Annotated in this window: 18 protein-coding genes; 2 read left to right on the top strand and 16 right to left on the bottom strand. The window is 42.4% G+C overall.

Annotated elements, in window-relative coordinates:
- Nucleotides 1–49: 49 nt before the first annotated feature.
- From ACEVG1_RS18635 to ACEVG1_RS18560, 16 genes are all read right to left on the bottom strand, one after another.
- The gene (locus ACEVG1_RS18635; RefSeq protein WP_374745238.1) at nt 50–427 is read right to left on the bottom strand and encodes a hypothetical protein; all 378 of its coding nucleotides are present in this window, start codon (nt 425–427) and stop codon (nt 50–52) included.
- A gap of 194 nt (nt 428–621) precedes the next feature.
- Complete coding sequence (locus tag ACEVG1_RS18630; RefSeq protein ID WP_374745237.1) at nt 622–1272, bottom strand: alpha/beta hydrolase; 651 nt, start codon at nt 1270–1272, stop codon at nt 622–624.
- A 107-nt stretch (nt 1273–1379) separates the two neighbouring features.
- Entirely contained in the window at nt 1380–1958 is a 579-nt protein-coding gene (locus ACEVG1_RS18625) for a hypothetical protein (protein ID WP_374745236.1), read from the bottom strand.
- Complete coding sequence (locus tag ACEVG1_RS18620) at nt 1955–2674, bottom strand: phytanoyl-CoA dioxygenase family protein (protein WP_374745235.1); 720 nt, start codon at nt 2672–2674, stop codon at nt 1955–1957. Before ACEVG1_RS18620 ends, ACEVG1_RS18625 begins: the two co-directional genes overlap by 4 nt.
- A complete protein-coding gene (locus tag ACEVG1_RS18615; RefSeq protein WP_374745234.1) occupies nt 2646–3197 on the bottom strand; it encodes a hypothetical protein in 552 nt (183 codons plus the stop codon). The genes ACEVG1_RS18620 and ACEVG1_RS18615 overlap by 29 nt, the downstream gene beginning before the upstream one ends.
- A gap of 67 nt (nt 3198–3264) precedes the next feature.
- Nucleotides 3265–4065, bottom strand: coding sequence for a hypothetical protein (locus tag ACEVG1_RS18610; RefSeq protein ID WP_374745233.1), 801 nt, complete (start codon nt 4063–4065; stop codon nt 3265–3267).
- A gap of 22 nt (nt 4066–4087) precedes the next feature.
- Entirely contained in the window at nt 4088–4492 is a 405-nt protein-coding gene (locus ACEVG1_RS18605; protein WP_374745232.1) for a hypothetical protein, read from the bottom strand.
- Between the two features lie 24 nt (nt 4493–4516).
- Nucleotides 4517–5020: a hypothetical protein gene (locus ACEVG1_RS18600; RefSeq protein ID WP_374745231.1), complete on the bottom strand. Its 504-nt coding sequence runs from the start codon at nt 5018–5020 to the stop codon at nt 4517–4519.
- Nucleotides 5021–5721: 701 nt separating this feature from the next.
- Nucleotides 5722–5997 (bottom strand): hypothetical protein, encoded by a 276-nt coding sequence (locus tag ACEVG1_RS18595; RefSeq protein WP_374745230.1) that lies wholly within the window; start codon nt 5995–5997, stop codon nt 5722–5724.
- A 157-nt stretch (nt 5998–6154) separates the two neighbouring features.
- Complete coding sequence (locus tag ACEVG1_RS18590; protein WP_374745229.1) at nt 6155–6673, bottom strand: hypothetical protein; 519 nt, start codon at nt 6671–6673, stop codon at nt 6155–6157.
- Nucleotides 6674–6841: 168 nt separating this feature from the next.
- Entirely contained in the window at nt 6842–7372 is a 531-nt protein-coding gene (locus ACEVG1_RS18585; protein WP_374745228.1) for a hypothetical protein, read from the bottom strand.
- 912 nt (nt 7373–8284) lie between these two features.
- Nucleotides 8285–8596: a hypothetical protein gene (locus tag ACEVG1_RS18580; protein WP_374745227.1), complete on the bottom strand. Its 312-nt coding sequence runs from the start codon at nt 8594–8596 to the stop codon at nt 8285–8287.
- 189 nt (nt 8597–8785) lie between these two features.
- A complete protein-coding gene (locus ACEVG1_RS18575) occupies nt 8786–10405 on the bottom strand; it encodes an AAA family ATPase (RefSeq protein WP_374745226.1) in 1620 nt (539 codons plus the stop codon).
- Nucleotides 10406–11085: 680 nt separating this feature from the next.
- Nucleotides 11086–11613: a hypothetical protein gene (locus tag ACEVG1_RS18570; RefSeq protein ID WP_374745225.1), complete on the bottom strand. Its 528-nt coding sequence runs from the start codon at nt 11611–11613 to the stop codon at nt 11086–11088.
- A 201-nt stretch (nt 11614–11814) separates the two neighbouring features.
- A complete protein-coding gene (locus tag ACEVG1_RS18565) occupies nt 11815–12693 on the bottom strand; it encodes a TIR domain-containing protein (protein WP_374745224.1) in 879 nt (292 codons plus the stop codon).
- Nucleotides 12694–12831: 138 nt separating this feature from the next.
- The gene (locus ACEVG1_RS18560; RefSeq protein WP_374745223.1) at nt 12832–13212 is read right to left on the bottom strand and encodes a helix-turn-helix domain-containing protein; all 381 of its coding nucleotides are present in this window, start codon (nt 13210–13212) and stop codon (nt 12832–12834) included.
- A gap of 186 nt (nt 13213–13398) precedes the next feature.
- Here ACEVG1_RS18560 and ACEVG1_RS18555 point away from each other — a divergent pair, with 186 nt between their 5' ends.
- Together ACEVG1_RS18555 and ACEVG1_RS18550 are read left to right on the top strand one after the other, a co-directional pair.
- Nucleotides 13399–13536 carry a hypothetical protein gene (locus ACEVG1_RS18555; protein WP_374745222.1) on the top strand — a complete coding sequence of 46 codons (138 nt, stop codon included), beginning with the start codon at nt 13399–13401 and terminating at the stop codon, nt 13534–13536.
- A gap of 538 nt (nt 13537–14074) precedes the next feature.
- On the top strand, nt 14075–17332 hold the full coding sequence (locus ACEVG1_RS18550; RefSeq protein ID WP_374745221.1) for a SusC/RagA family TonB-linked outer membrane protein: 3258 nt from the start codon (nt 14075–14077) through the stop codon (nt 17330–17332).

Below are 17332 nucleotides of genomic sequence, written 5' to 3'. Positions count from 1 at the left end.
AAACCTGAAAGACCTATACCCACAGAACTATAAAAATAATCTTCAGGAATCAAACCTGTAGTTGGTCGGGCGGATACAGATAACCGCCCAGTGTACCGCCAAGGGAAGCGGCGATGAGGAACACCGGCAGAATCATTACCAGGCAAGGCCAGCCCTCGATCGCGAGAACGAAAGTGATCAGGAAAAACACCAATACCGGAATCCAAGGAGCGAATATTCGATATACCAGTTTGCCGGCTGACCGATCTCTTGAAAAATAGACTGTCAACATCCCCACTATACACGGCAATAAGAAGAGGAAAGTCACAGACATCATTTTGAAAGCACCTTCCCAGTCTTTCACACCGAAAACAAAACGCATAATAAGTGCATAGGCTGTCGGAATCGCTATGATTTTTAAGCTATTTATGGTTTTCTTATTATTCATTCCGTGCATCTTCTTGTTTTACTTCCAAATCTCCGCATCCAGCGGTCGATCCGGTAAGGCTGATTTCTTGAAACGTCCGAACATCATCAAGGTTATGGAGTAAAGATAAGCAAACCAATTTATTATGCCGCCAAAAGCGTATATTTGATTCATGAAGCCATTCCTTAAGTCGCATGTCAGTTTTTTCGAACTGGTCACCTTCCAGCTGTTTGTCCTAATCCAGCTATGATATCACTGATTTCCTTTGCCCGGTTTACTGCCATAAAGTGCGAGCCGCCGGGTATCACATAGTCTGCCTTTACAAAACGGTAGGGGAGTATACGGTCAGCGATGCCGTGTATATGTATGGTATTAGCCGGTACAGCGGTGTTATTCCAGGTGGCGATGCTATTCACTGCCCATCGGAAGAACGTCGGATCCGTATCGGCAAGTATGTCCGCCAGCAGTGACTTTTCCTCGGGTGTCTCTGCTCCGAACAGCCAATAGAGCCACCGATTCGCTTTAGTTATCTGCGAAGCAGGGATCAGTCGGTGCAGGCTCAAGCCACCCAGCCATCGATAATAGCAAGGTATTTCGGCCTTACTTTTAGCGGATGATATCAGAATTACCTGTTCAGCCTGCACGTGTTTACCTACTTCCAAGGCCATCATACCGCCAAAAGAAAGCCCCACCAGTATCGGTGAGGGCGATGTAATCTGAGCAGCGATTCGCTCAGCATATCCAGCTATTGATTCGTTTGGCAATGGAGGTACCCAGCTAATATGGCGGGTTTCGCCAGGGAATTCCATCCCCTGAAATGCCCGGTGGTCTGCGCCTAGTCCGCTAAAAAGATAGTAGGTTCTCATTTGAATTTACGAAATACTCAAGCATATTCCGAAGGCTATGATATGTTTTTCAAAGATAAAAACAAAAGCCCTTCGACTCATCGCTCAAGGAATCAAGCCTTCATAGTTCATCTGTTGTCTATGGTCACCTTGAATGAAACGCTATCCAAAACAGCGCCATCATCCGATAATAAGTAAAGCCATTTGGAGCCATGCCTATCACTTCGTTGCCGAATCTCAAAGTAAGGCGTCGTAATGATCCGGCCAAATGTTTTGTCCAATGTAATCCGGTTGCCATCGATTGTGTAATTGCCGTAACTGTAATCGCTAGAACCGATCACGTGGTTATTCAATACATAAGACCCATCGATTTTAAAATCGATCGAGACCCCATTGATGTCGCCATCATAATCTGCGCGTACCCAGGTGGCTTTATTAAAACGCGCTTGCACGCGATATTCAATAGCTAAAATCGTTATTAGAAAGGCGATGCCCAGAAGCGCAGGAAACAAAGCTCCTATTTCCCGTGTAAAACGGTAATTTCTGATGTCGGCAATAAGCGTCCAAATCAGTACGATCGTCCCCGCAATTAGCAAGAAAAACCAAATTAACGCATCGTCGACAAACTGCTCGTATTGAAATTTAATGGTGTAATGTACCAGTGGTATCCCAATAAGGCAGATCAGTGCCAGCCGAATTGCTTTCATAGTTTAACGCGTTCTGACCACCTCAGTCCTGCCGGTAGCTCACCATTGGAAAACTCAATATGAATCACCCGCCTTTTCTTTCCGTTGGTTGTTCTGCTCGAGCTATGCAAGAGTAGCGGCTTCATGATCATCACTCCACCTTTCGGTACATCGCAAACCGACTCCCGTTCGTTAGACCAATCGATGTTTTCCGGCCGGTAAATACCCTTCAGGTGGGAGCCGGTGACGACTTTCAGCGCCCCATTATCTGCATCCGTGTCGTCCAGATGTATCCGGATGGTGAAATTGTTTTCCAGCATATCAAGTGGCGGTTGCACCGCAAACTGGTTCTGCTTAACCGTCCAAGGGCCGAAGCCGGGAATATCCAGTCTTCTATCAACGGAGATTGTCAGGTCTTGGTGATAAGCCACATACCAATTTGACCCTTCCGGCTTATCGAAATAAATGCTCTTCACCACGAAGTAATCCGGTCCGAACATGGTCGAAATGAATTTCCGTAAACGGATATTGAAAACGAGGTCCATGGCTTCCGGCAGTTCCTTTAGGAATTGGCGGATCGCAAACAGGTCGGCTGATTTCCGGAAAGTCTCCTTTTCCGTATCCGCACGGTTAATCAAGTCAATCATTGCATCAACCTCTTCCGATGTGTATACACCCGGTATTGTTGTGAATCCCTGCGTTTCGATATCATTGTGGAATGTCTGATACGGTCTCACGTTGCTTTTTTAAATTATTCATGAATATTTTGATGTTGTGTCTGTTCCAGCCGTAGGAAATAACCGATGGGATGGTATCCGGATCACAGATACTGTTGATCAATATTTTGTCCTTTTTCCGTTTGATTGTTATCAATTCACCCCAACTTGAAGAGCAATTCCAATACCTCCCCGCTCTCACATAGGTCTTCCGTTTTGTAAGGATTCTCCACTTTAAGTCCTCGCTTGTCTTTTCCAATGCGTTATCGAATTGCTCATCAGTGCATTCGATATTGAATACCTTAAAGCGGAGCCTCGCTCGCTGTATGAAGAAAGAGATAAGTGCCGTTCCAATAAATATCACGGCGCTCCAAAGCAGTTCCTCTTTTGTGCGAACCAGTTTATAACTGTCACCCAGATACATTCTGATGGTATCGATAACAATAAAGACGGGTGGGATGAGTAAAAATGGCACCACAGAAAAATGCCAGAAAAGCTGCTGCTTCGTTAGCAGTATCCGATCGGCTGCCTTTTTTTTGTTCATGTTTTTTTCCAATTCAGTCCAAAATATCCTAGTTTCCGAAGGTTTTGTCCTGCACAAACTCATTTGCCTACGGACATGGTTCGTTATGCAAATCGCCAGACACGCCCATTATTCCTGCATTCGAATGATATGCATACTCCAGCCGGATGATTTTGTGGCAGTGTACTTGAAGCAAAAAAGTAAAGCCTGGCATTGTTTGCGAAGTATTTCCCTCACCATCACCGAAGGAATTGAAATATCCCGGCAGTGCCCGAGTCAACGGCTCGAAATCATCTCCAGCGTTAAACTGTGGAATGGTCTCCACGACGATGTCCCGCCGAACACCATCGGGCATCCATCGAAACGCTGCAGCAGGCCAGATATTGGGAAACACATAAAAAAATGCTGCTAAAAATAAGGCAGGGTAGAGTAGAACCAACCATCTCGAAGGGTTAGTGCCACAAAAGAATACCACTATTTTTTTGCTTTTAATCAATGTGATATAGGTAAGGCCAAAGGAAAAACCCACCAAAGCGGCGATACCAAATACCGCGTGGAAATCCGATTGCAGAAACAACCATCCGATTATGATCATGAATACCGCCATACCATATGCCATGGTAACAAAGGGGAATACCCACCTGTTAAATACCCACGTATCATGCCGCAGTTTCGTCATTGGCCACCGGACGAAAATAGCCCAAGCTAGCAGCTCTGCAATGCCAGACCAGAAAATGATGACCTCGAATTCTTCAACGTATCCTTTTTCAATTACGCTCGATACAGCATGGCCGATCAGTCCGACAGAATACGCAATGGCCATCGATAAAAAGGAAATAAGTGCTATCCCTTTCTTTAATGCGTTTTCATTGACTGCTTGAGGTTCCATTCCGTTTTACATCGCTAACTTTTTACTCAATTTCGTTACGACGACACTCCACCACCTGTACCGTCCTATTGACACAAATAACTAATACAATACCGATCAGACCGGTTACCAATTTTGTCAAATAGTGTTGCCAGTCCACATCCGGAAAGCCGTTTACAGCATCTTCCAGCAATCTCCCGAAAAATTGCAATCCAGACGCTATAGCAAGAAATACGATTGCCCAAATTTTTATCCCGATTCTGGCGTATTGATGTTTCATGAAAATAAGCCCTAATAAAATCGACTGAATTGTTATCGGTAGTAGACCAACCAATCGTCCGGTAGTTACGGTTGCATAAAGATTCCAAAGGAGCAATCCGCCGATTATTGAGATAACTGCCCAGTATGCCGTTTTGTCAGTAAAATGTGATTGTTTTATCCTACTCATGCGTTTACCATTTTTAAATTTGATTCAATTTTCAAAAACGCTCAGTTCCCGTTCCAATTGCCGTTCAAATCGGTCCACGTAAATGAATGCCAAAAGGGCAATGACGTTAATTCCTATCGTTAAATCATCGTTTCCGCCATTTAACACTATTGAAAAACTAGGGATGTTTGTGGAGAATGTCGGAGTATAGGTGTTAAAATCATACCCGAAGATTACTCCGAGCCCCGCGCAAACCTCCCAAGTGTATCCCATGACTGAAAATTGGAGCGTTTGAAGAATCAAATTAAGTTTAGTGTTCCATAGGCCTTTTTCAAGGGATCCTTTGAGCAGTAGCCGTGCGCAGAAGATGTTGTAGACACAAAATCCGAAAATAAGGGTATACAACAGTAAAATCCCACCGGTCAGTTGAATAATATGTGAAAAGGACCATATGGCGACTCCCAGGCCTACTACTCCACCCAATAATAGATAATAACCTAACCATCTAAGCCGAATCGCTTGATTTTGAATAACTCTTTGGCTACCCATATTTCAATTTAAAAATGATTAAGGTTCCCTTTCGACCTCACTTGTTTCCTTGTAATTAAATTACGGATTATCTTAGGTCCGGCTACATAATCGACTTTTATAAAGGTACAGGGTTTGAACAAAATATCCAAATTCGACGCTGGCTTGTTTTCAAAATCTCCGTATCCAACTAATCAAGCGCTGGATCTTTATCATTGCTTGCAAAGTGACGGTTTTCGATAAACAGGCAATATAATGAAATTCACTATATTTATCGCTAGTAAGTTCAATCATGTCCACTCCGAGAAAGGTCAAACGCTATGGTCGAAGGCATAGCTTTAAAGCTAATGTAAGACAGAAGGGTTCGACATCTTTTTTAATACGAATCCTCATTTTTTTCGCAATAGGCTTATTTCTATACCTGTTAGCTACCCGCGGAGGTAACGGCGCCAGTTGGTATCCAGGTCAACCATTTAATTTACGTTGATTCTTTTGGACATTAAGTCTGTCAATAGTTTTTAATTCAATCTACAATTAAAGAATCTTTTCAATGCTCGGCTTTGGAATGCCTGGTAAGCATGTCTCTGCTGGCAATCTTCGCATCCACAGTCATCCGCTGGATGTACGCAATGGCAGCCGCCTCTACAACCATTGGGATATCTGTCATACAACATTTTGATTTCCCAATTTGGCTTATTAACCTGTTTCATAACCATTATGATTTACTCTTGGTTTATATCGGATCTTTTCGAAAGTACATAAAAGAGGTACCTCGTCTTATACGGTTGGTCAATTGCGATCTCAATTTTGTCAAACTCCGAAATGTATTTATTACCGGTAAGTATATTGTAGTCACGGAAAGGCCGGTCATAAACCTCTTCCCAATCGTCATAGCTCGCAATATATTTAGACAGCCTATTCCTGGGTTTTATCCCCCACGTATCATCAAATGCATTTTTCTCTCCGGTGTTCCAGCTTGCTACAATCAATATAAACATATCCGATTCTCTTGCTGCATAGTCATTATCAATGAAGTATGTGTAATTTGTCAACGTAATGGTTTAGGTCTTTCATTTTAAAATATTCTGTCAAAGTTCCTTCTTTTGTTTGTCGGTCTGCTCAACTTGCGCCAAACGCCTGTTATGTGCCGCCTTTCTATCGTCCACACATTTCATATAAGGTGTTTAATCCAAGTCCTTCGTTGTCGTGTTCTGTCCAAAAGTCTGTAATCTTATAAATTATTTCGGTCTTTGCATTTTCAGGTCCAAATTGATAGTCTGTTAGAAAATATATTTTTTTGATCGGTGAGTTGTCAAGGGCAATTTTTAGCAACTTGTCAATGTCGGGTTTGAATTGTTCCAAGAACTTAAATCTAAATTGCTGGTTTGCTCCACTATGGTATGTCGGGTCATTTTCGTCATATTCAGGAATAATTATGTCGCCTGGCTCAAAACTCCAGTCAACAATTGCTCCTGCAAAATAGCCCGCGTTTTCATCGTGTTTACAATCAGGATTACCAATGTGCAGAATTACACCGTTTTGTTGTCGAAGCAAGTCATCAAATAGTCCACGATGACTTTCGAGTTTGTCTTCTTCGATAATTGCAAAGTCAAAGTCCGCTTGGTTAAGCCCAAGTCTTTTTGAGTTGATTGATGCTATTTCTATTGTCGGCATTATATCCGTTTGCTGTTAGTTTGTCGGTTCTTTTAAGGTTGTGCATAACGCTTCGGGTATTGCCGCAGTGGGGGATTTTTTGCACAAATGTTCAATAGATAGACTGCCGTTCGTTTATGCACAAAAATTTCATAGAAGCACGTCAGCCCCCATTGCGGTAATACCATGTTAGCGGCTGCCTTGTTGTTGTGCAGATATTTCTTCAAACCTTTTTCCTAACGATGTCAAATTATTAAACCAATTCGTATAAGATTGAGATTTTTCATCCAAGGTTAGCTTTTTAATTAATCTATCATACCACATTTTATACACTCGTCCAAAGAGTTTATAGGCAAGTTCGGTATCAACCATATTTCGTTCGCAGTAATACTCTAAACTCTCAAAGAAATGTAGAACGATTGAAACTTTATTATCATAGTCAGTTGAATGCAATAAATCATGAACAGTTGTTATGCTGTCAAACTTTCCCTCATCAAGTTTTCTCCATGCCTCATATCTACAGGCAAACATTTCAGGCAAGTCAAGTTGCTTTTTCAGTTCCAAACAAAAATTTCGTTTGATATCATCTCTCTGAATACTTAGAACTTTAAGAGAAGTTCGTGCTGCAATAATTGCTCCTATGAGGGCTGCTGTTAATGTTACAAATTGAGCAATAATCTGAATTTTGTCTCCTGTTGTCAGGTCTGAAAGTAGTATCATAATATTTTGAATTATCTGTGTTGTTTGTTCGGAGTTTTAAGGTTGCCGCTAACGCCCGGAGGGATTTCGTCACATCGCCTTATTATGCGCAATTGACATTATTTAAGGTATTGATCATTCGCTTGCTATTGTGTTTAAATCAGCAAGATGTGTTTCGTTTCCCTATTGCACATTCCGTATTAGTTTTTCATGCGCTGCCTCTTCGGTTATCCAGTATGCGCACTGCGCATACTGGATAATTCTCCCATACCAGCCCGCCAAAGCTAATTAAGCCCAAGGGGAGCCCTATACGGTTTCCCGTAAGCTAAAGTGGGCGGTTACACTTGTGCCCTTTCGGCATTACCCTGGCCGCGTATTCGTTATTATTTTGTTAATGTCCGGTTTATCATCTTGGTTCGGTTACATTTTTAACTAGTTGATTACCACAATCCCGATAAAGGTAATTTATTCCGTCCGAATTATCAATAGCCGGTCAACCCGGTCAGCGTTAACGGAAAATCCCACACCCACAGCATTTAAATAAGCCAAGAGGCAACAGCATTTATAGGTAGCCGATGTGTACGGAAATCTTTTTTTTAAAGCAAGTTTCCAATAAAACAAATGGGGGATTTCGACGTTTAGATACTAGGTTTAGGTTGATAGCCCCTAACCCCATTGGGGCGGACCCGTTATCTCACAAAGGTAACGGGTTTCTTTTTATCACCCCATTGTCTTTTTAACATATCTTAACAATCCCGCTGTAACAAATCGGGGCCACTATGCGTTATATAGTCAGTTAATAAAATTTATAAAATTGTCTTTTCATAATTTAGGTTTATAATTGGTTAGTTAACAAGCCCCGATTCTCCCCGTTTCGGGGTTTTGCCTTTTGGGATTTTATAGCGAATGCAGATTACCTGCAATGTTGGCTGCTTACTCTATTATCTCAAAGTGATTCAGCCACTCTTTTTCGACGTCAAACCCACCGTCTTTGTTTTTATTGATGAAAATCGCATGCTGAGTCTTATCCAAAAGGACGGTAGCCGGAATGAAGTCGTTGTCGTAAGGTCTTTTGCTGAAAACGATTAAACTGTCTTTCAGCTTATACCGGCCATGGTAGGTTGTAGCGTATCCAAACATGCCATAAACATGGTTTTCCACCCGGCCGTTTTTGCGGAATACGAGTTTATAATGAAAAAGGTCATCTTTCAGAATAGCCGTCATCACCCGTTTGGACTTCAGCAAATCCGATTCGGCAACGTTTAATAGGATAACGAGTGAGCCATATCCAATCCGGGTGTGGTTTTTCTTTTTTCAGAAAACTTAACACCGTACGGCCTTTGTCTGTGATGGAAAATCACGAGAGACGCTGCGCTTAACTCTCGCGCTAGTGGGGGCTGTAATTACTTATCAATTAGGTTGATGTTAAGCAGGTTAAAAAATGACGCTTTCTAGTTCTTTATAAATGACCATGTCTGGCGTAATGACTTTGGATAGGTTAAGTTTGAATTTCTCGTTGCCGATACTCGTTTTTATCCTGCAAAAATTTCTAAAATGAGAAATACTATCCTTAACGTTTTGATCAATTATGCTTTTCACGAAGTTATCGAAGGCTGTCTCATCAAACGTGTAACCTAAAGCAGAGTTGACTTTACAATATTTCTGGAGTACCTCCTTGTCAAATAAGTAATTCTCTAGTTCCCATCTTTTTAGCATTCTATAAAAATCTGGGTTTTCCTGTAAGTAAGCTGCTCTACCGCTATCGTCAATATATTTTCCAGAGCCCGTATCGCGGTCTTTCAAAACTAGGATTTCCACATCTTTAAACACTTTAGAGAGAATAGCAATGCCAATATCACTCCTCTGATCCAATTCAGTGTTGCCGCCGCTGGATATAAAGAGCGTGTCTGGATACTTTTCAGAAAATATGTTATTAAGCACGTTTGCGTCAAATCCTTTTTCCGTTCCACCTTTGCCCGGTTGTCCAATGCCTTCACAATATACAATCCTTTTAGGTGCAACTAATTCCGTTAAATCATCAAGCGCTGTAGAGAATATTGCTTGCCAATTTGCTCTCGTCATTTCCATTGGCTTGAGCGTTATCGATTCCGACGCCCATTTGATATCACTTTTAAAGTGAATAATTTGGCTTTGGTCCCCATAATCTTCTTGTAGGGACCTCAAAAATCCAATACTGTGTGTAGCTATCCACACTTGGCAGGTCGGACCAATTAGTCTATTAATCTCGATCAAAAGCCTTCGTTGTACGGCCGTGTTTAAATGTAATTCCGGTTCGTCGATTAGAAATATAGTATCGGTGTAGTCATCTCGTCTCAGGTATAAGTCTAAAATGATATCCACTACTTCTTTTTCCCCAGCTGAAAGGACATTGTACTCAAATTCGTCACTGTGGTCGGGTTTACGGAAGAACAATGTTCCTTTATCAGCTTCTATTTTTCCAATGCTCGAAATTTCCAAATTTAAGCAATTCGTCAATGATGAATTTAAGTCTCCTATTATCTTTTCTTTTGTAGAATTATAAGTGGCTGTATTAGGATTATCCTCTAAGTAGGTATTAAATGCAACATATAATCGTCTATAGTTTTCAACCATTCTGTCATCTAAATCCGCAGTAGTGCTTGCACCGATTTGATTTAGTTTTAAGTCTTTTAAGGATTTTGATTCTGCTATTTTAAGATCGCTATTGTACCTGTAAGGGCTTCTAAAGGAGAATATTGTGGTTAAGCTTCCCGCTTTTTCTCTCTCTTGAAGTAAAGAATTAAATTCCCCATCAACAAACTCAATCTTTATGTCCTCTGGGGTAATATGCTTCCCATTCTTATTCGAATGATATTCTTCTCCTTTTTTACTACCCACTCCGATTCGACCAACAAACATGGTGTTTAGCTTGAGCATACTATCTAATACACTGCTTTTGCCGCATCCATTTGGTCCGACTAGCGCTATAATTCTTTTTGGAGAGTCCCCGAGATCTATTGTTAAGTCGTGGAATCTTTTGTATCCGTTTTTGAGTTGTAATTTGCGTATTCTCATAAAAGATGTGTTGAGGAACCGTAATTGGTCTATGCTTACAAGGAAGTGATTAAAAATGAGTATAGAATAAAGTATTGTCTATAAATTAATGTTTTTTGGTAGTTACAGTATACCTTTGGCCTATTAGCATATTATCTTGTCATTGTATATAACTCTGTTCTTCTTTTATATATTTGTCAATTACCTTGATTAGCCACCCTGCATTACCCAATTCATGATGTTGCAATACTATAGGGGTTGTCTATTTTTATTTCTGCTTTTTATTGGAATAGGTCTCCCTTCAAGTTCATTATAAATTGCAAATAGTGATGTGTTTTTTGCGCCAATTGATTTTTAATTTTTTAATTCTTGTAATACATAGGACTTTCCTTTTTCTGAAAAAGGGATAGCTTTAATTTATATTTCCTTGGAAGCAATTGTTCAATGCTGTTTAGCCCCCTTAACCTAGTCTCAAAGTTCCCTCGATTTACTGTATGATTTCTTTCCAGTTCATTTTAAGGCTAATTTGACTTTAAATAAGCTCCACTTTTACCATCCCACGTTTCTTCTTACGGGGCTCCATCTTTCTTTATCTTCGGCGTAACTTTTAGTGTAAGCAGAGCCATTTCATGGTAAAGAACGTCAAAAGCCTTCGAGGAAAGGAATTGCTCAATTTCTCATAGTAAAGAATTGATTATTAATTAACTTTCTGAATATTTGGCGTGATCAATTTTGATAGTTTTCTCGGCCGCGTGTTCACTACGTTTTCTTCCGATGTAATTGAATCTCGAATGTAACATAAGAAAATTTGTTTCTATGGGAACTTTAAATATATAGGAGTATTTTGCCTCTGTTCCTGGATCAACAAAGAAATGCCCTCGGCCAGCTGGTAAGTATGAAGCTGTCAACAAATGATTTGGAAAATTAATTTGCCCTCCCCATTCCTCGCTTGTCTCAACGCCGTCGTTAACGAAAACAGCATCTAGGTCAAGCTTCAGCTCCTCCATTTTGTGTTGCGATTTCCCCCTATTTTCAACTATTGCTATCAGTTCCACAATATAGAAATCATTCTGCTTTCCAATAACATTAATACCGGCAGAAAAGTTAAGATTTGGAAAACGTTCTTTTTGTAATACAAAACGATATATTACCCAAAAACCGACAGCAATAAAAGATAATGCCGAAATAATGTTATAAATAATTTCTGTCCATGTTTTAATAATTTCCATGATGTAATTAGATTATATCTTCTTCTTATATTCCTCCAATGTCGAACTGTTTAGCTTTCTTCTCCTTGGTTATTAATTAAGTAAATAAATACTATTAATAGTTGTTGTTACTTAATCCCTATTATTCAGTATCAGTTCTCGTATTCGTTACGGTTTTTGTCTTAACCTATACAACCTCTCGCCCCCTCTTCATTGAAATACCTAGAACTGATCAACCACGCCTTTCATGTCAACATATATTCCAACAGCTTGCATTTCTTTCAATAGTTTTATCTTCCAACTGCCGCTTGCCTCGTATTTTTCATATAGAATTCCCTGCAAATCAGAGGGTACCTCAACCCCGTCTTTTACAATAAGCCTAATCCTCTCTTTTCCTAACAATCCAATAAAATAACCTATTTCTAATATAACATTTTGACGCGCTCGCTTTGCTTCATTCTCCAAAATATCATCCGGCGTAAGAAGAGCAATGGCATATCCGGCTTTATTTGTTTCGTCCAAAAGCTTGTCTATAATAGTTCTGCCCCTGTCGGCCTGCTCGTGCAAAACAATACTGTTTACCGCAGCACGATTTAACAATAACTGAACCTCCATTTTTAATGTATTGTCGTGTCCATGTATTATGAAAACCGTATCGTTGTTAGTCTTTTTTGCCGTTTTTGCTTCAATTTCGGGATTTGCTTCGATGATATCTTCTAACGCTTTGCCAAGATAGTCTATGAACGAATTATTGAATTTGTAAATCGAATCGTTAAAATTCCTTTCCTGAAATAGTTCGGTTGAAAAATTAATAAGCCAATCCTGATCATTTTGCGCAATGCATCTGTAGACGTTGTAGATTAACGATTTAGTATCATCTATGTTCTTTGGCAAACTCCAATCGTAACTATTTTCTTCAATCCCTTCAATCCATTCAGACCATTTAGACCATTCTGATTCATATTTGTCAAAAACAGGATTATCCTTCACCTCCAAGTCTAAATAGCCAAAAAGCTGTGATACAACACTGTTATATGTTCTGAGTTCTGATTTCGCTATTTGCTGAAAAAGAAACTTGACATTTTCTGGATTAAGAGCCATTATGTATAACTTTTGCTGCCGTTTCCTGTTAAGAATTAGTCGATTGTATCCTCGTTATTTTGGTTTACGGCGCTTACCTTTTTTGATGCTATTTTAATTAATTTCATTTCCGAATCATATCGAGCACGCCCATCTGCATTATTCCACTCCCGATTTTTCGATGGGCTCTATCTTGATCACTTCCACATCTTTCCCTTTGGACGGTGTGCCGTCTTTTTTCTTCTTAGGCGCAACTTTCAACGTCAGCCTAATCATATCATGTTCTGGCGTAGGAAAATCAAAAAGTTTCGACATCGACTTGAATTTAAAGACTTTTGCCAAAAGTGTCAAATGGCGGATACCGTATTTGTGTCGTTGGATGAATGATTCTACATTGCCTACAAAACTTAGCGTTACCCCCATTTTCTTGCTTAAATCCTGTTGGCTCCATCCTTTGGCTTCTCGCAGTTTCTTAATATGAAGAGTAAATAGATAATCCAAGTGGGACATTTCTTTGAATACAATCTTTTCGACAGCCATTATTTTTATTTTTTTAAACCAACATGTTGGTTTATTGAAAACTATTTATTACGTTTGCATTGTTAACTAATTCAAATAGTTGCATATGGTATTACTGCATAGAACAATGAGATAGAAGCGGGTCTTATCAGCCCAAAATATTGTCCACTCCCTTCGTGGGAGCGAACAAACGAAGTCGCTCGTTTGATGAAAAGACCAAGCCATCCGTGCGAGTTGACCGTAGGTTCGTCCGACATTGCCAGAAATAGGTATCTTTGCGATGCCATCTGGCAGGACGTCCCCTACGTGATGCTTTCGGACGGAAGTCGTTACCTTTCGGGGTAATGGCGGGGTTGGCTTGGTCGCTATTCCCTTCAGACGAAAGTGTAGGGGGCGTTTCTTTTTGTTTCCTATCCTTTCAGTACTTCGTTTTCAACACCAAAAATTATGAAAACGATTATCACTAAACCATTCAGGCGTCCGTATCGCAGCTTATTTGCGACAGAAATCGCAATTTGCGATACCAAAGAGGTAAGCTTCCAATCCCTTAAAAATCTATATAAGAACGTCAAGCGCAGCCCTATATAGGACAACCGAAAATATTGCAGCCAACGGAAGCGCATAGGGAGAGGTGTATTAAAAGACCCAATCCCCGAAAGCACGGCCAACCAAAAGGCTCAGCTTCTCTGCTGCTACCGACCCCAATGCTGATAGAAAAACCCATTATCGTTCAGGTTGGTGAAGGTGTTTATTTTCGGTTACTATGCAATAGCTAAAAGTAGACGCTTTTTTCCATACTTGCAAATAATGACGTAAGATTTCTTCGCATTGGGTGTCGGTTCTGAGAATGAAATTTTCTTAAACAACTAATTATCAATGCTCAATGAAATTAATTTTACGTATAGGGGAGGGGTATGCCCTTTCAAAAATATATAGCAGCCTCCTGGCTGTAGCAATGATCATGTGTTTGTATGCCCGCGCACAGCGCCCCGACACTTCGGGGCCTGTGCTGTCGGGTATTGTCGTAGACACCGCAGGTGTAGCTATCCCCGGTGCCACGGTAGCGATTAAAGGCACATCTCTCAAGAGTTTGACGAATGATAACGGTCGGTTTACTCTCCGGGCATCGGGGCTATCGGGCACGTTGGTGGTCTCTTACCTGGGGCATCAAACCGTACGCGAAAAATTTGATGCAGAACAGGGTAGGGAGTTCCAATTCGTCCTCGTACCTACGGAAAACATGTTGGAAGAAGTGGAGGTGTCCACTGGCTACCAGACCATCCCGAAGGAACGCGCCACCGGGTCATTCGATCATATAAGCAGTTCGAAATTCAACCACAGGACTTCCGCCAATATCATTGCCAGAATAGAAGGCTTAACCCCCGGCACGAACTACCTGGACCGGAGCGGAGCGATTGTAAACCATGGGGCTTCCACCGTTATATTGGTTCGGGGGCAAGCGGGCTTTACCGCAAACAGCCGACCGCTTATCGTGCTGGATAATTTTCCATATGAGGGAGATATCAATAATATCAATCCGAACGACGTACAGGATATCACCATCCTGAAGGACGCCGCGGCCGCGTCTATCTGGGGAGCGAGGGCAGGCGGCGGCGTTATTGTCATCACCACTAAGAAAGCCCGTTATGGGCGTCCCATGGGTATTTCGGTTACCGCGGGCATCAGTGCGGCGGCAAAGCCCGATCTCTATTATAGGCCCATGATGGATGCCGGTGCATTCATTGAGTTCGAACAATTCCTGTTTCAGAATGGATATTATAACTCCAGATTGACCAATACCCGTACTTATCCCTATGTAAGCCCCGTTGTGGAATTGCTGGATAGCCATCGGAGTGGGGATATTGGAGACGAAGAGCTGGAAGCGCAGCTGGATTTTTACCGTACGCGGGATATACGGGCTGACTACCTGAACCACATCTACCGGCCGGAAACGAAACAGCAATACGGCATTTCGATAAGCGGCGGTAGTGAGCGGATGTCGGTCACCTTGGCCGCCGGTTACAACAAAGACATCCACCATAAGGTGACCTCGGGATATCAACGGATCAACACCCGGGTTGCGGTCAATGTTAAGCCGATTAACAGGCTCGAAGTGGCCGGAAGCGTGCTTTTGACAAACTCACAACGGCGGGATATAGGAACGGGTTCGAATATCACCTACGAACATACCGCTCCATTCCTCCCTACGTATCTGAGTCTTTTCACCGAAGACGGGGAGCTTGCTAATGTGGGGCGTTCATTCCGGCCTTCGTACGTACAAGCGGAGCAACAGCGGGGTATTTACCTTTATCGTGGCTTCAATCCCATCGAGGAGATAGGGGAGAGCGAGTTGCGCATCGGGGCCAATGACCTCACGGCGAATATCGGTGTCAAGTATAATTTCCTCCCGAACCTTTCGGCAGCGATTCACTATCAATATGATTATAACAACACCGAAATGGATGACATAATGGGTGAAAATTCATTTTTCATGCGTGAAATGATCAACAGATTTACGGTGCCGGATGAGGATGGGATACCGATCCATTACCTTCCTGTGGGCGACCGGTTAGGTGCCACCCGGGAGAAGAGGCGAAACAACCAATGGAGGGGCCAACTCAACTACGGTTTCGAGCGCGGTGACCATGCTGTCAGTGCGTTGGCGGCGGTCGAATCACGCGATAACTATACATTTAGCCACTACGACCTATATTACGGGTATGATAGGGATGCCAAGACACGTGCGGTGGTAGATGTGGTGAACCCCCAACCAACCGAGCGGGGAACCAGCCAGCGTATCGAATACTTCAACTCGGTAAGGGAAGAAATTCCCAGATATACTTCCATACTGGCAAATGCAGGTTACAGTTTCCGTAAGAAATATGACCTTACCGCCAGCGTGCGTAAGGACGCCTCAAACCAATTCGGCGTCCGCACCAACCGGCGCGGTACGCCGTTCTGGTCGATCGGCGCGGCATGGACCGCTTCAAGTGAAGAGGCGTTCCGGCACCTCCCCCTATCCCATCTCCGTTTGCGCGCAACATACGGTTACAATGGCAACACCAATAACAGTATACCTGCAATACCCGTGATCAGTAGGCGGGGTTTGGGTTCTGTTAACCTCCTTCCGTATGCAACGGCAGGGGTGCCACCCAACCCATCGCTGCGATGGGAGGAAGTGCGGACCATCAATTTGGGAGTGGATTTTGCAATTTTGGACGAAAGGTTGTCAGGAACTTTCGAATATTACTTCAAATCATTCAATGACTTGATATCCTCCGCTCCGATAGACCCAACAACGGGTTACCTGTCATACAACGGCAATAACGCCGATGTGTCGGGGCGGGGCTTTGACCTGTCACTAAATTCAGTGAATGTAAAAAACAGGCAGTTTCAATGGGGAAGTGAACTGATACTGAATTACAACAGGCAGGAAATAGAGCGGTATTACAATAATTCGCTTACGGCGTCAAACCTTATCCAATCGAGCTTCCCGTTCGTAGCGGGTATGGACCGGTTTGCACTATTTGCCTATCCGTTTGCTGGCCTCGATCCGGCAAACGGGGATCCGCAGGGATATCTGGATGGGGAGGTCACAAAGGATTACTCGGCGCTGTTGCGGGCAGACATTGAAGACATCAAATATATGGGGCCTTCACAGCCACGTTACGTCGGCTCTTTCGGAAACCATTTTAGGTTCAAGGACCTTGAACTGGCTATCCGTCTGCTCTACAAATTCGACTATGTCTTTTTTAGGCAGGGACTGTCTTACCAGTTCTTGAGGGACCAGAACTATGGTAATCCGGATTTTGATAAGAGATGGCGGGTTTCCGGAGATGAATTGCATACCCATGTACCATCGATGGTATATCCCATCAACATCCGCCGCGATCAATTCTACAACCAATCGGAGGCACTGGTGGAAAGGGGCGACTTCATATCGATCCAGGAAGTATTCCTGGCTTATAAACTACCGCCATTGGGAGGCAGCTCGGCGAGAATACGGTTGCACGCAACGGCCAGTAACCTCGGTATCCTATGGCGGGCAAACAAGCTGGGCATCGATCCACGGATCGCCGATGGGCCCGGAGCGCTTCCGTTCCCGCTTCAGATCGCCGTGGGCGCAACATTGGATTTTTAA

The sequence above is a fragment of the Parapedobacter sp. 2B3 genome (assembly GCF_041925275.1).
Taxonomy (GTDB): domain Bacteria; phylum Bacteroidota; class Bacteroidia; order Sphingobacteriales; family Sphingobacteriaceae; genus Parapedobacter; species Parapedobacter pyrenivorans_A.
Note: the sequence above shows the minus strand (reverse complement) of the source record. Positions and strands in the feature narration are given on the sequence as shown.

Excerpts from the sequence above, each read along its gene's own strand:
- ACEVG1_RS18555 (WP_374745222.1), top strand. The coding sequence starts at position 13,399 with ATGAAAAGACCAAGCCATCCGTGCGAGTTGACCGTAGGTTCGTCCGAC.
- ACEVG1_RS18625 (WP_374745236.1), bottom strand. The coding sequence starts at position 1,958 with ATGAAAGCAATTCGGCTGGCACTGATCTGCCTTATTGGGATACCACTG.
- ACEVG1_RS18605 (WP_374745232.1), bottom strand. The coding sequence starts at position 4,492 with ATGAGTAGGATAAAACAATCACATTTTACTGACAAAACGGCATACTGG.
- ACEVG1_RS18630 (WP_374745237.1), bottom strand. The coding sequence starts at position 1,272 with ATGAGAACCTACTATCTTTTTAGCGGACTAGGCGCAGACCACCGGGCA.
- ACEVG1_RS18615 (WP_374745234.1), bottom strand. The coding sequence starts at position 3,197 with ATGAACAAAAAAAAGGCAGCCGATCGGATACTGCTAACGAAGCAGCAG.
- ACEVG1_RS18570 (WP_374745225.1), bottom strand. The coding sequence starts at position 11,613 with ATGGAAATTATTAAAACATGGACAGAAATTATTTATAACATTATTTCG.
- ACEVG1_RS18635 (WP_374745238.1), bottom strand. The coding sequence starts at position 427 with ATGAATAATAAGAAAACCATAAATAGCTTAAAAATCATAGCGATTCCG.
- ACEVG1_RS18590 (WP_374745229.1), bottom strand. The coding sequence starts at position 6,673 with ATGCCGACAATAGAAATAGCATCAATCAACTCAAAAAGACTTGGGCTT.
- ACEVG1_RS18575 (WP_374745226.1), bottom strand. The coding sequence starts at position 10,405 with ATGAGAATACGCAAATTACAACTCAAAAACGGATACAAAAGATTCCAC.
- ACEVG1_RS18565 (WP_374745224.1), bottom strand. The coding sequence starts at position 12,693 with ATGGCTCTTAATCCAGAAAATGTCAAGTTTCTTTTTCAGCAAATAGCG.
- ACEVG1_RS18560 (WP_374745223.1), bottom strand. The coding sequence starts at position 13,212 with ATGGCTGTCGAAAAGATTGTATTCAAAGAAATGTCCCACTTGGATTAT.
- ACEVG1_RS18595 (WP_374745230.1), bottom strand. The coding sequence starts at position 5,997 with ATGTTTATATTGATTGTAGCAAGCTGGAACACCGGAGAGAAAAATGCA.
- ACEVG1_RS18600 (WP_374745231.1), bottom strand. The coding sequence starts at position 5,020 with ATGGGTAGCCAAAGAGTTATTCAAAATCAAGCGATTCGGCTTAGATGG.
- ACEVG1_RS18550 (WP_374745221.1), top strand. The coding sequence starts at position 14,075 with ATGAAATTAATTTTACGTATAGGGGAGGGGTATGCCCTTTCAAAAATA.
- ACEVG1_RS18585 (WP_374745228.1), bottom strand. The coding sequence starts at position 7,372 with ATGATACTACTTTCAGACCTGACAACAGGAGACAAAATTCAGATTATT.
- ACEVG1_RS18610 (WP_374745233.1), bottom strand. The coding sequence starts at position 4,065 with ATGGAACCTCAAGCAGTCAATGAAAACGCATTAAAGAAAGGGATAGCA.